1 protein-coding gene is annotated in these 15,526 nt (G+C 65.9%); it reads right to left on the bottom strand.

All coding sequences use genetic code 11. The annotated features are described in order from the left end of the window. Nucleotides 1–3: 3 nt before the first annotated feature. Nucleotides 4–15,477, bottom strand: coding sequence for a hemagglutinin repeat-containing protein (locus tag DFO63_RS22155; protein WP_182474434.1), 15,474 nt, complete (start codon nt 15,475–15,477; stop codon nt 4–6). Between the last annotated feature and the right edge of the window lie 49 nt (nt 15,478–15,526).

A 15,526-nucleotide genomic window follows, 5' to 3' on the forward strand; every position in this document is an offset into this window, starting at 1 on the left:
CACCTATTTACTAGTAATAATTGCTTCACCAGAGAATTTTCTTTTAAACTCATCAATGGGCGTGAAATACTGCCTGCCCATTGCAGGGTCACGTATGGCAACTACATATTGCCCGTTCCTCATCGTAACACCGTCCACGACAACAGCATGACCTCCTCGATCCAAGCTCATTCTAACGATTGCAGGATCACCCTTCGCTGTTGCTTCCGCGAGCTCTTCAATAGTGACCGACGCCCTTCTGGTTGAAGAAAGTCCGTTGTTTCTTAGAACTTGGGCCAAGGCAGGCATAGTGGTCCCTTCAGCTCTTACATTGGACTGTATGATAATGGCGCCCAGGTCCACCTTTTTACCGGCGGTATCCAGCACCATTGCACAAGAAGTCGGCCCACAGGTGGGAAGCTGTCCCTGATCAATTAGCAGCCTATCCCCGAAACGCGGGAGACTTGAACTACTTGGGTTGCCCGGCTCAAGTTTGCCGATGACATCGCCTGATGGTGCATCTGAATGAGGCGTTCCATCTTTGACGCCGACTGCTGGCTTCGCACCTTCCACGCCATTCGTTGCGACCTCCCTCTCCAACGCCGCCAGCTTCCTGGCCTTCGCGGCCGCCCGCATCGCGGTGACATCACCCAGGCTGACCACGGCCAATGCGACGTCCAGTCCCATGTCGCCCTTGATGAAGCCGTTTGCTGCCACATCTGCCAGGTTCCACTTCTGGTTCAGGCCCAGCTCGTAGGTCGCCGCATCCCAGCCGTTCCCGAAGTAGCCTGAAATGGACGACCAGGCGCCGGCACCCTTTTCCTTCACGACACCCCAGCCGCCAATTTCGCCGATGCGCTGGAAGTCGTTCAAGGCCTGCTTGGTGCTCTCAATGGACATGTAGATGGCATTCATCTTCGCCATGTCCATGACCATTCCACCCGCGTTGGTCACCACGCCTGCTCCCGAGCCCACCTTGTCGAACAGCAGATTCAGTGCCGCGTTGGCTGCCGCCTCCTGTGTCTTCCCATTCAACGCGAGCACGCCGGCGGTGAATGGATCGCAGCGCCCTGCCGCTGCACAGGTGATCTTGTAACGGGCATCCAGCGAGGACGTATGCGTCAGCAGATCGGAGGCGACCTGGCCACCATTGCCCTTCGTCAGTGCCGCCTGGGCCAGATCAAGGCCATTGTCCTTGATCCATCGCAGATAGGTGGAATCATTCTGGGTAAGTGACCAATAGGCGTCACCCAGCTTCGTCTGCTCTGCGCGGCAGGCAGGCGAATCGGCAGCCGCGGTACATGCAGCAATCAGTGCCGCATTGCGCGCGTCCGACAGTGCTGCCAGCTCCTTCTGTTCGCCGCAACGCTTCCCGCTCTTCATGCAGCTCAGCATGGCGTCGAGGAACTGCATGCGCTCGGCATGATTCAGATAGTTGTTCTCGACGGAGTTCCTGGCGATGGTGGCTCCCAACGCCGCACCCATGGCTCCGTCTCCACCAATCCCACCTGCCATCGCGCCGACCGCCTGGCCCAATGCCTTGATCTGCTGTTCCTGCTCCGGAGTCAGCTGCCCGCCATTCTGCCGCGCGTAGTAGTCACCCAGGAATTTGGCTGCCAGTTCACCCCCTCCGGCAGCAGCGGCTCCGGTACCCGCCGAACCCCCATTCGCCTCCGCAAGCAGCGCGCCCAGAAGCGCATGCGAGAGCATCTGCATCGCCTCACTGGGGACGGCGCTCTGCTTGTTGGGATCGAATGTCTTTCCAATCAGCTCAGCGGCGTAGGGCGCGAGTGTGTTCGAGATGACCTGACCACCCGCCTGCCCTGCCACGCCGCCGACCAGCGCGGTGGAGACCGCGTTGAGCGCACGGCCATAGGTACCGTCGGGTGCCCACTTCTGCTGCGTGACCAGCGCATCAGGGTAAGAGCTGTCAAAGCCGGCAAGGGCGGTGTACTGGTCCTTGGGACTGAGGTTGGCAAAGGCCTCCTTTTCTGCGGCGCTCTTACCCTCCAGGTAGGCATCGGTGATCTTGTTGATCCCATAGCTGCCAATGTCCGATGCGATCTGCTTGCTGGTGGCCAGTACTGTGCCGGCTGCGTTCGCCAGTGCCTGCTGGTCGGCCAGCATCTTGTTGGCATCAGGCATCGCCTCCAGCGCACGGTGTGCCGCAGCCGCATCGGTATTGACACCAAGTTCGGCCGCCGTGGTCTTCCTGCCGCCGATGGTGATATTGCCCTCGGTCAGTGTTGCACGCGTGCTTGAGCTGTCGCTGCCACTTTCATGCATCGGCAGTCCACCGCCGAACGCGACACCATCCACGCCGCCGAACGTTCCGGATTTGATGTTGCTGCCGATGCCTTGCAGCTGCTCAACCGCTCCCACACCCTTGTCCGTCGGGCCCTTGCCACTGCTGCCGAAGCCACCACTGATGCTGCCCGACGTGGCCTTGTAGTCCATGTGGTTCTGCAGGTCGGTGAACGTCAGCGAATCCGCAGTCAGTTCACTGTTGCCCGCATTGGTGCTGGCAATCGTGCCGCCCACCAGGTTCACGTGACCTGCATCGACGTGGTACCCGCCATTGCCGGCAAACAGGCCGCTCTGCTGGCCAACACCCTGATAGCTGCCGTTGGCCTTGCCCGCACTGGCATACCCGTCAGCATTCCATGCGGTACCGAACGACACCTGCACGCGACCGCCCACCTGGCTGTTCTTCGACATGCTCTCGGCGATGTCCTGCAGCGATTCGATGGTCAGCGTCCCGCCGGTCTTGACGTCGATGCGATCAGCGGTCGCCGTGGCGCCACGCAGCGTGGTATCGCCCTCGGCCTTCATCGAAATGTTCTTGCCTGTCAGTGTGGTGTTCTGCCAGGTGCTGCTCTCGGCATTGGACTTGCTGCTGCCGACGCTCGCTTCGGCGTACACATACACACCGGTCTGCGCGCCCACCGCAACGCCCACGCCGACTTCGGCGCCGGCATTGCTGCTCTTGCTGCGGTCGGCCACATGCGCCTTGCCCGCTTCCAGCAGGATGTCGCCGGCCGAATCCAGACTGAGCGTGTTGCCCGCGCTCAGATTGCCCTGCACCACGTGGATGTCGCCCTGGGTACTGGTCAGGTTGACGTTGCCGCCACCTTGGATGGTAGAGCCACGCGAGACTTGGCTGCTGCCATCGGCACTGCTGCTGGAGGTCTTGAAGCCGACGCCGGCCTCGGCACTGAGCAGTGCCCCGCCTCCGCCCTTGCCGGCCATGCTGGAAATCGCACTGGCCGCTTGATAGGCATTGGCACCAGCAGCAAGTCCCTGCATCTTCTGCAGGCGATCGTCGGACTTGCGCGCGGCGTCGACGTTGTTCAACAGATCGATCAGCGGCGACTTCACCCGCGCGAAGGCACCGATCTTCAGGTCCTTGTCGCTCTGCGAGTAATGACCACTTTCGTCGGCGGTCAGCAGCTCGATCTCGGCAGCGGTGATGTTCACGTCCTTGGCGGCCACTACATTGCTGGCGCTCTGCGTGTACTTGCCACCTGCGGTGAGGTTGACGTTGCCGCCAAGGCTGCCGACAGTGCTGGCCACCTGTGAGACCTGCGCGCTGTCATCGCGATGCTGTTCGCGATGCCAGCCGGAGAACTTCTCGGTGTCGGAGATCTGCACAGTGCCGATCGCCTTGCTGTCGGAGCGGTTGGCATTGCTGACCGTATCCTGCCCGCTACGGATCGTCAGGTCGCCCGCAGCGCGGATGTTGACATCCTTCTCGGCCGCGATGTTGGCGGCGGTCAGGCTGATATCACCCTCGGTGGTGGCCATGCGCACGCCACCACCGACCGACAGCTGGGTGCCGGTGATGGTGTCGCTCTGTCCGGCGCCATCGCTGCGTGAGTTGTTGGTGCCGAACGGCAGCCCAGCGGAGTTGGTGGCGATACCCCAACCCTTGCCACGGCTGTCGCTGCCACTACGCTCGGTGTTGTGCGCGACGTCGAAGACGATGTCCTTGGTGGCCAGCAGGACAGCATCGCCCTCGGCCGACATCTGCGCGCCCTGGCTGGTGATCGAGCCGCCATTGGCGATCAGCGAGAGATTGCCCCCTGCATTGAGGTTGCTGACCCGGGCATCACTGCTGGAGTGGCTCTGGTTGCTGTTCGAGCGCTGGCTGCCGGCCGTGATCGCCGGCAGCACGGCGGCCACACCGGCCGCCACGCCTTCGGCGGTGCGCGTGATCCGGCCCATCATCGTGCCGCTGTCGGCCATGCCTTCGGTGGCCTTGTCGCGTGCGGTGCGGTAGGCCTTGGCGGGATCGTAGGTGACGCCCACCGAGAACCCGCTGGACTTGCTCGACTGGCTGGACTGGGTGTCCTCGGTGTCCTGGCGGGCAATCAGATTGATGTCCTTGCCAACCAGGGTCAGGTCCTTGCCGGCCGCCACGTCCGAGGCAGCGATGGTCAGCTGGTTGCCCGCGTTGATCAGCACGCTGCCCTCGCGCGAGGCAATGGCCGAGCCGACCTGGGTGGTCGACTGCTCGGCAGTGCTGCTGCTGTTCTTCGAGCTGCCGTAACCGATCGAGGCGGTGCCATTGGAGAAGCCACCGGTGAAGCCGGACTTCTTCCTGCTCTCACTGGACTCGCTGCTGTGATGGTCTTCAGCGGAGGTGATCAGCACATTGTTGCCGGCGCCGAGAACGACCGTACCGGTGGCATCGACTACCGCACCCACCGCGGTCAGGTCACGGCCGGCGGTGACGCTCACGCTCTCGCCCATCAGACCGGTGCCGATCGCGTAGCTGTCGCTGCTCTCGGCATGGCGGGTGGTGGCGGTGCTCGAAAGTGTCTTCTTTTTCTTATCGTAACTGTCCAGGCTGAAGTCATGCGTCTCGCTGGCCGAGAGCAGGTTGAGGTCGCGACCGGCGGTGACACTCAACGTGCCATCCGAGCTGGTGGCCTGGGTAGCGGTCAGATTGATATCGCGGTTTGCCCTCAGCACCATGTTGTCGCCAGCCAGCAACTGGCTGCCGCGCACGGTCTCATCACTCTGGCTGATCTGCAGCGAACTGCGCTTGCCGCCTGCATTGAAGTCGCTGCTGCGGCTGTCCACCAGCACCTGGCTGTTGATATCGCCGCCGGCCTGCAGGGCCATGCCGCCATCGGCCTTGATGCGGGTCGCAGCCAGGTTGATGTCCTTGCCCGCTGCCAGCACCACATCGCCGGCGCCCTCAATCGAAGTCACCGCGTGCGTGGTCTGGCTGTTGCTGGTGTGGTTGCGGCTGTCGTGGTTCAGCGCGCTGCTCTGGCCCAGCGTCTGTGCGCCGAGGTCCAGGTTGCCGCCGGCAACCAGCTGGGTGATGCCATCCTTGCCGGCATTGCGGATCTCCGCCGCCTTGAGGCCGATGTCACCGCCAGCCACCACCGACAGCACACCGTCGCCGCTGGGATTGGTGACATACAGGCCTGCCACGCGGTCGAGCGTGGTCTTCTGCTGCGACAGGCGATCGCCCTGGTCCTTCCATTCCGTGGTGGTCGAGGCCACGGTGATGTTGCCGCCGGCCTTCAGCGCCAGCGCGTCGGTAGCCTTGACGGTGCTGCCGATGATGTCGATGTCCTGCCGTGCCGACAGGCCCACCTGGGCACCGCTGATCTGGCCGCCGGACAGGTTGCGGATGTTGCCGGCATCGATGCTGACCAGCTGGCGGCCGGCAATCGTGCCGCTGTTGACCAGGTCACCGCGCAGCTTGACGTCCACCTCCGCGCCGGCCAGCAATGCGCCATCGTTGCCAAGGTCGCCCGGCAGCACCCGCAGGTAGACCTGCGGCACCAGCGCGCGAACCACCGAGCCATCGGCCAGGGTGACGTCCTTTTCCACCAGCCAGACGATGTCGCTGGTCAGGCGCGCCATCTGCTCGGCCGTGAGCGCTACGCCGGGGCGCAGGCCCCATTCGCTCGCCACTGTGGCACCGGCCTCCAGCAGCGCGCGGTACTGCTCCTCGTCGCTGGCGTGGCCGGTAAGGAAGCGACGGCCGGTGAGTTCGCCGATCTGTTCGCGCACCAGCTTCTGCTCGTAGAAGCCATCACCCAGGCGCTTCTGCGTCTGCGCGGGATCAAAGCCTGCGCGCTGCAGAAGGTAATCCGAGCTGAGCCAGTCACGGTAGCTGGTAAAGCGCGGATCGGTTTCCACGATGTGGCTGCCACGGTTGGCGTCCACGTTGAACAGGCTGGCCGTGGGCGCACTGGCATTCGGGCGGGTGGTCACCACCACGCGCGGGTCAGAACCGGTCGTCGTGGTGGCCTGCTTGCCCTCCACGGCGGTGTTGCCACCACTTCCAGTGTGCTCCCCAGCGCGGACCGTGCCCGGGCCATTGGCATTGGCCTGCCCGGCCTGTGCCGCACTGATGTCCTGCGCCGTGCCGGCACCGGTGCCTGCATTACCGGCCTGGCCCGGTCCTTGTGCACCGGCTGCATCCGCGCGCACACCGTCGGCCTGGGCTACCGCCTGCTGGTGGCCGCCATTGGCGCCCTGCGCCGCGCCGGCCGTGCCCGGCCCCTGCGCATCCACGCTGCCCGCACCCTGGCCGGTGCTATGGCCAGGCCCCTGCACGCTGCCCGCGCCCGGACCGACCGCGCCTGTGCCGCGGCCACCGGTATCCAGCTGCGCCGTGCCCTTGCCGCCACCGGCATTGGGGTTGCTGCCACCGCTGTTGTCGTTGCGCAGGTTGCCGACATCGATGGTGAGCTTGCCGCCCGCCGTTATCGACGAGCCCAGCGCACCGGTCTTCTCGGTGATGGGGGCCGCCTTCCAGCGGCTGGAGGAGCCACCGTACGTGATGGACACATTGTCGAAGGTGCTGGTGCGGGTCAGCTGCTCGGCGGCATTGATCACCTCGGACTGGTCACGGTTCAGGCCGACGATGGCCAGGTCGCGACCCGCGGCGATGTTGGCGAAACGGTTCTCCAGCCGATCAGTGTTGATCCGCATGTTGCCACCCGCATTGATCACGGCATTGTTGCCTGCCGAAACCACCACATCCTCCACGGTAGTGCGGGTGGCAATGCGGGTCTTCTCGTTGCCGCTGGTCTCCTGCGGGTGACGCTGCATGTTGATCAGCGTCGCGTCCGGATTGTCATAGTCCGGATAGGTGATGATCTGCACGCAGGTGGTGGTGCAGGTGCCGTAGGCGTTGTTGTACCTGAGGGTGTCGGTCACGTACTCGACGGGCGGCGAACCGGGCCCCCGGGTGGACAGGTCGCGGAACGGATCCTCCGCCCCCGCACCGAGCTGATCGGGGTTGTTGCGGTTGTCGGCACGGCCGATGTAGTAGACCGTAACGGTGCCGTCCTGCACGTTCAGGCGTTCGCGCGAAGCGCGCGCACCATATGCGCCACCGCGGGCGAAGGCATAGGCACTGGTGTTGCTGGTCAGCCGGATGACCGCCTTGCGGATCTGTTGGCCATCCGGGGTGACATAGGGGGTGTCTTCGAGGATGTCCGACGGATCAAGGTAGTAGATCTCGTACGGCTGGTAGTTCGAAGTCGCCCTGAAATCGCGGTTGTTGTTGGTGGCGTTCTTGAACCAGCCAGGCTGCTCCAGCCGGACCGGCGCGTGCACGGTGGTGACCTTCTCCACGACTACGTTCTCGCGGATGTTGTTCACTGCCAGTGCGGACAGGTCCAGATTGCCGCTGACCTCGATGGTGGAACCGATGTTGTCCACCTTCTGGGCACTGCCTACCGCGCCCAGGCCGTTCAGGGCGCCGCCGATCGCGGCGTCACCATCACTGAAGATCAGGCTCTTGCCGCTGTTGGTCAGCGTGCCGACGCCGAGGTCCAGGCGCTGACGCGCGGCGATGGTGCCCGCACGGTCCGCGCCACCGATGTTGGCGGCGAGGTTGTTGAGCGATCCTGCCTGGATGGCGACGTGGTCACCGTAGATGCGGCCGCTGCCGATGTTGTCGACGGTCGCGGCGGTGATATGGGTGACATTGCCGTCCAGCAGGCCGTAGTTGACCAGAGCGCCACCCGCTGCAAGGCGGGTCAGGCCGATGCTGCTGATCTCGCCGGTGGAGGCGTTGGTGATGTTGCCGGCGTTGATGTTGACGTTGGCGCCGGTCAGCTTGCCGCTGTTGTCCAGGTTGCCCTGGATGGACAGGCTCAGCGTGCCGTTGGCCACCATCTCGCCACGGTTGGTGTGGCTCTGGCCCAGCTCCAGGGTCATGTCACCCTGCGACATCAGCCGGCCGTCGCCGATGATCTCGCGGGTGCGGAGCGTCTGCTGCCGGCCGGCCACCAGGGTGCCTCCGCTGTTGACCAGGGTATCGGCGCGGACATCGGAGGTCAGTGCCGCCGACACCTGGCCACCGCTGTTGTCCAGGCGCTGGTTCACCTGCAGCAGCAGGTTGTCGGCAATCACCTGGCCGTTCTGGTTGTCCAGGTTGCCGGTGGTCACCTGCAGGGTCTTGCCCTGCAAGCCCAGCGCAGGGCCATTGGCCTGGCTGAGCGTATTGCGGTTGTCGATGTAACCGGCCTGCAGGTCGAGGCGGCCGGTCGCCGCCACGAGGCCGCCACTGTTGAGCAGCGCGCCCTGCAAGCCGATGTCGGCATTACCACCGGCGGTTACGCTGCCACCGCTGTTGGCCAGCTGCTGCGCACGCAGCAGTAGATCGGCAGCACTCACCAGCGAGCCGCCACCACTGTTGTCGATGTTGATGGCCTGCACGTCGGCACCGGCCTTGGCGAACACGGCGCCACCACGATTGTCGAGATCGCCGCTGCGGATCTGCAGCGTGCCGCTGCTGACGATGCCATTGCCATTGGAACCGGCATTGATCAGCCGCTGTCCCGCGGTGTTGATGCTGAGTGCCGCCGCCGACTGCAGCAGCCCACCGGTGTTGTCCAGCGCACCACTGCGCAGCTCCGCATTTCCGGAGAGGCTGGCAATGATCCCGCTGCGGTTGTCCAGCGCCTGGCCGCGACTATCCAGCTGCAGGTCGTTGGCAATGATCCGGCCACTGTTGTTGTTCAGGCCACCGGCCGAGACCTGCAGGTGCTTGCCGGCCTGGACCAGGCCGCCGTCGTTGCGCAGCAGATCGGCACTGGTCAGCCGCAGATCCTGCCCCGCGGCCACAGTACCGCCGCTATTGTTGATGGCCTGTGCCTCGGCCAGCAGCGTGCCTCCCGCGGACAGGGTGCCCTTGTCACTGTTGTCGAGCAGTCCGTCCACGCGCACGGTCAATGCGCTGTTGCCATCGCTGTGCACGGTGCCGCCACGATTGTCGAGCGTGCCCGCGCTGATGCCTGCGTTGCCTGTGGTCAGGATGCGGCCGCCGCGATTGTCCAGCGCGTGGGTGATCGCCAAGGTGCTGCTGCCGCTGCCGGCGGACTGGATCGTGCCCCGATTGTTGAGCAGTTGCGCGCTGCGCAGATCCAGCGCGCCATTGCCGGCAAGAGTGCCTCCGCTGTTGTCCAGCCGATCGCGGGCGGACACCTTCAACGCATCGGTGCCGGAGGCGATGATCGAACCGCCCGCGTTGAGCAGCGTGCCCGTATCCACGGCGATGCGGACCGCGGACAGCGTGCCATCACGCAGGTCGGTGGTCTCGCCGGTCAACTGCAGGGCGCCATTGCTGAGCAGCTTGCCGCCCTGGCCATTCAAGGTGTGCGCGTTGATGGCCAGCGTGCCGGTACCGGCCTGCTGCACGGTGCCGCCGGCATTGCCGAACCGTGCGCTGGTCAGGGTCAGGTCGCCATTGCTGGCGATCAGACCGTTGCCACCATTGTCCAGTGAGGTGGTGGCCTGCACGCCGCTGGCCTGCGTGCCCGTCGCCAGCAGCTTGCCATTCTGGTTGTCGAAGCGGTCGGTATTGATGTTGAAGTGATCGGCACTGAGCGTGGCGTCGCGATGGTCCACAGTCATCGCATCCAGCTGCAATGCGCCTGCCGTGGCGATGCTTCCGGCGGCTCCATCCAGCTGGTCGGCATGCACGTTCAACACGCCCTTGCCTGCATGGACGATGCTGCCCGTGGCGTTGACCAGCTGCCCAGCATCGATACGCAGGTTGGCGGCATTGCTGGCGAGGGTGCCGCCACCGTTGTTGAATCGGCCGGTGACGGAGATCCGGCTGTCGGACGTACCTGCCGAGCTCAACGTGCCGCCTGCATTCGACAGCGAATCGGCTCTGATCTGCTGCGCGCCGTTGGCGGCAATGGTGCCGCCGTCATTGCCCAGCGCGCCGCGCACCTGCAGCGCCATCGCCTGGTTGCCGGTGGCGTTCAGCGTACCGCCCGTGTTGTCCAGCTGCCCGGCCTCGATGCTGACCTGCTGCGCGGCAGTGGTGCCTGCGCTGAGATCCAGCGTCTCACCCTTCAGCTGCAGCTCGCCGTTGCTGACGATGCGGCCGGCGTGGCCCTGCAGTGTGGTGGCATCGATCTGCAGCAGGCCGTCGCCTGCCTGCTCGATGCTGCCGCTGCGGTTGTCCAGCGAAGCCGCCGCCACCTGCATGCCCGCGCCGCTGGCGATGGTACCCTTGTTGCTGTTGTCGAGCAGGCCATCGGCCTTGACCACCAGCCGTGCTGCGCTGTGCAGCGTGCCGCCCTGGTTGTCGATGCTGCCGGAGGTGATGCCGAGCCCGCCGTTGGCCAGGATGCGGCCGCCGCGGTTGTTGAGGTCCTGGCCGATGATCAGCTGGCTGGCCGCCGTGCCAGCGGACTGCAGCGTACCGCCAGCGTTGACCAGCACGGTGCTGCGCAGATCCAGCCCACCGTTGCTGGATACGGTGCCGCCGCTGTTGTCGATGCGCTCGCGCGCGCTCAGCCACAGCATGTCGCTGCCGGTCGCAGTGAGCGTGCCGCCGGCGGTGATCAGGGTGCCGGTATCCACCTCGATCCGCTTGGCCGAGGTGACACCCGCCCGCAGGTTGGTGGTGGTGCCCTTGAGCAGCAGGCTGCCATTGCTGACCAGCGTGCCGCCAGTACCGTCGAGCGTTCCGGCGTTGATCGACAGCACGCCTTCGCCGGCGTGCTGCACGGTACCGCCGGCATTGCCGAACACCGCCGCATGGACATCCAGGTCGCCGTTGCTGGCCAGCAGACCGCCCTCACCGTTGTCCAGGTTGCCGACCACGTCGATCCGGCTACCCTCTGCACCGGTCGCGATGACCTTGCCGGCCCGGTTGTCGAACGACTGTGCATCCAGTTCGATGCGCTCGGCCTGCAGGGTGGCGCCGCGATGGTCCACGCTGCCCGCCTGCAGGGTGATGCCGCCTGCGGTGGCGATGGTGCCGCCCTGGCCATCCAGTTGCCCGGTGCGCAGCAGCAGGCCCTGGCTGCCGGCATGGCTGAGCGTTCCCTTGACGTTGGTCATGTGGCCGGCATCGATCTTCAGCGCGGCGCCGTTGCTGGCGAGCACGCCGTTGCTGTTGTCGAACAGGCCCGCTACGTGCAGCTCGGTCGTGGCGCTGCCTGCCGAACTGAGCGTGCCACCGCGGTTGGAGAGTTCGCCGGCTTCGATGCGCTGCGCACCGTTGCTGGCGATGGTGCCCGCGTCGTTGGCCAAGCGGCCGCTTACCTGCAGTGCCAGCGTCCCGCTACCGGTTGCGCGCAGCGCGCCTGCGCTGTTGTCCAGGCTGTCGGCCACGATATCGAGCTGCTCGGCCGCCACGCTGCCGCCGCGGAGATCCAATGACCCGCCCTGCAGTGACAGCGCGCTTGCGGCACCGATGCTGCCGCCCTGGCTCGACAGCGTATCCGCCTCGATGTGCAGCTTGCCGTTGGCGGAGATCGCGCCGCTGCGGTTCTCCAGCTGCGCGGCGCGGATCACGGATGCAGCATCACCGGCAGCAATCAGCGTGCCATGGTCGTTGACGAAGCGGCCTGCGCGCACATCGACGGTGCCATTGCTGCCCAGCGTTCCACCGGCATTGTCGAGCAGGCTGCGGGCCTGCAGCTGCAGCGCCCCGGTGCCCAGCGCACTCAGTTTGCCGCCCGCGGTGATCACGCTGTCACCGTCGATGCTGATGCGCTGCGCGGTCGTGGTGCCGTTGCGCAGATCGAGGGTGTCGCCCTGCAGCTCCAGCGAACCGTTGCTGAGCAGGGTGCCACCGGCGCCGGTCAGGTCCTGCGTGGTGATGACCAGGCTGCCGGACCCGGCCTGCTGCACGGTTCCACCGGCATTGCCGAAGGTACGCGCGTGGATATCCAGGTTGCCATTGCTGGCCAGGGTGCCGCCATTGCCGTTGTCCAGCGTGCCCTGCACGCGCAGCGTATTGCCGCCGGTGCCGGTGGCGATGATGCGCCCGCCGCGGTTGTCGAACCCGGTCGCCGTGATGTCCAGTTGCGCGGCAGCCAGCGATGCGTCCTGGTGATCGACCTCGGCCGCAGTGAGCTGCAGGGCGCCGGCAGTGGCGATCTGTCCCTTTGCTCCGTCCAGGTGCCCGGTGTCGATGGCCAGGCCGGCGCTGCCCGCATGGCTGAGGGTACCGTTGGCATTGACCAGTGCGCCGCTCTTCAGCTGCAGATTGGCCGCATTGCTGGCGATGCTGCCGCCGCTGTTGTCGAGCGTGCCGTCGACCCGGATCTCCGAAGCCGCCGTGCCCGCCGAGTTGAGCGCGCCGCCGCGGTTGGACAGCGCGCCCGCCTGGACCTGCTGCGCACCATTGGCGCTGATGCTGCCGCCGTCGTTACGCAGCAGGCCCTGCACCTGCAGCTGCATCACGTTGTTGCCCAGTGACAACAGGCTGCCACCGCTGGTGTCCAGGCCCGTGGCCGTGATCTTCACGTCACGGGCGCGGGTGTTGCCCTTCTGCAGGTCCAGCTGCTGCCCGCTCAACTGCAGCTGGCCGTTGCTGGCGATGCTGCCGCCAACCCCCTGCATGGTGGTCACTTCGATCTGCAGCGTGCCGGTGCCAGCATGGTCGATGCTGCCGCCCTCATTCAGCAGGCCATCGGCCTTGATGTCCAGATCGCCATTGCCGGACAGCAGGCCGCGCTGGTTCTGCAGCCGCTGGCTGGCATGGATGCGGCTGGTGCCGGTGCCTGCGGCGATCAGTTTGCCGCCATCGTTGATGAGGATGCCGCCGTTGATGTCCAGCGCACCATTGGCGCCAACGGTGCCGCCGCTGTTGTCCAGGGTGCGCGATACCTGCAGCTGCAGCGCGTCGCTGCCCGTGGAGGTCAGCATGCCACCGGCGGTGGTCAGGTCGCCGGCGCGCACATCGATGCGCTGCGCGGCGGTGGTGCCGTTGCGCAGGTTCAGCGTATCGCCGTGCAGCTGCAGGGTGCCATTGCTGAGAACGGTGCCGCCCTCGCCCTGCAGGCTGGCGGTGGTGATGCGCAGGTTGCCGGTGCCCGCCTGCTGCACGGTGCCGGCAGCATTGCCGAAGGACGCGGCGTCGATCTGCAGGTCGGCATTGCTGGCCAGCAAGCCGCCGTCGCTGTTATCCAGATGATTGCGGACGTTGAGCGTACTGGCCTGCTGCCCGGTGGACAGCACGCGCCCGCCACGGTTGTCGAAGTCCTGTGCGGTCAGCTGGAGCTGGCGAGCGACCAGCTGCGCGCCGCGGTGGTCTGCACGGCCCAGCAGCAGGTCTGCCGCGCCTGCGGTGGCGATGTTGCCCTGCACACCGTCCAGTACCTCCGCACGCAGCAACAGCCCCTCACTGCCAGCGTGGCTGATGCCACCCCGCGTGTTGACCAGGGTGCCGATGTCCAGGCCCAGGCGCGTGGCATTGCTGGAGATGTTGCCCTCGCTGTTGTCGAGCTGGCCAATCGTCCAGGTCGTTTCGGCGCTGCCACCGTGGGCAAGGCTGCCGCCGCGATTGATCGCCGACTGCGCCTTCAACTCGAAGCCACGGGCGAAGGTCATGCGGCCGCCGCTGTTGTCCAGCTGTTGCACCTGCGCGCTGGCCGCGCCCTGGACCTGCAGGGTGCCACGCATGTTGCGCAGCGCTTCTCCCTGCACCTGCAGGGTGCTTGCACCCAGCGTACCGTCGCTGTTGTCCAGGCTGTTGCGGGCGCTGAGCTGCAGGTCACCGCTGGCTTCAATGCGGCCGCCATCGTTGCTCAGGGTTCCTGCGATGTTGAGCAGGCCGGTTGCCAGAGACGGGAGCGGCGTGACCGGCGGAGTGCCGGTGCCAGGAGAGCCGGTGCCCGGAGTACCGGTGCCTGGCGTGCCGGTGCCCGGGTTGCCAGTACCCGGTGTTCCGGTTCCCGGCGTACCTGTGCCCGGAGGGGTGCCGGTCCCCGGCGACGCACTGGCCACGTTGCCGATACGGCCCTGCAGATTGCTGACGTCGGCCGCCTGCAGCTGCAGCGCCTGCGCTCCAAGCTGTTCGATGCTGCCACCGCGGTTGCGCAGCGCATCGGCATTCACTTCGATGCGCCGTGCGTTGAGCGTGCCGCCGCTGTTATCGACATCTGCCGGGGTCTGCAAGCGCAGCTCGCGCTCGGCACTGAGCGTGCCGGGATTGGCGATGCCCGCGCTGGCGTCGATGCGCAGGTCCTGCTGCGCATGCATCGCACCGGTGTTCTGCAGCCGGCCGTCGGCGGTGACCACCAGCTCGCCAGCCTGTGCGCCGATCTTGCCGGCGTTGCTCACACCCACGCCGTGTTCGTTGCCGACCAGCCAGATGCGGTTGGCGTACATGCCACCCAGCGCGCCCACATCCAGGGCAAAGGTGGGAGGCGCAGATGCAGGCTTCTGCAGCTGCACGCTGCTGTGGTCAGCGCTGACCACGTTGCTGCCCAGGCTGGCCTGCAGCTGGTTGGCCCAGATGCCGGCGTTGACCTGCAGCGAACGGGTGATGATGTCGGTGTAGTCGGCGCGACTGGTATCCAGGCCTGCGCCACCGACACCGATGCTGCCGCCCTGCACGCGATAGCCCTCCAGCACGCCATTGTTCACGATCGGCGTACCGGTGGTGAGGGTCACCCGGCTGGCATTGAGGAAGCCCGCGCCATTGACCTGGATGCCGGCCGGGTTGGCGATGACCACCTGCGCCCGCGCACCCGCCACTTCCACATAGCCATTGAGGTGGCTCGGATTGCTGCTGTTGACCTCGTTGAGGATGACGCGCGCGGTACCTGTGGCCAGCCACGGATTACCCTGTACCCAGCCGCCCAGCTGGGTCTGCACCTCACCGCGCGAGTTGTTGAGGATGACGCCCTGCTGGCCGACGTCGAACTGCTGGTAGGTATTGCGCGACACCCCACCAGCGCTGGGCGTGGTGATGTTCACCTGGGGCGTGCCGTTGGCCGAGGTGATCACCGTCGGGCGCTGGTTCGCCGGCGCACCGGGGTCTGCGGCAATACGGCCCGGGTCGGCCGGCGCCTGCTGCGCGGACAACGGCTGCACCAGACCCACCCACCCCAGCATCAGCCACAGCGCGAAACTGATCGGACGCAGCGTGCCAACCGCACGGCCTTCCCGGTTGTCGGCGCCGCCGTGCGCGGCGTTGACCAGCTCGGACACAACCTGCATGACCCCGAGCGTACGGTTGAAGACCAGACGGTAGATTCTGTTCACGGCGCTGATTCCTTTCGGTGCTGTTGGGTTGTATGCGCAGCAGGCTGCG

Origin of the sequence: Stenotrophomonas sp. AG209, assembly GCF_003550055.1 — a bacterium.
Lineage (GTDB): Bacteria > Pseudomonadota > Gammaproteobacteria > Xanthomonadales > Xanthomonadaceae > Stenotrophomonas.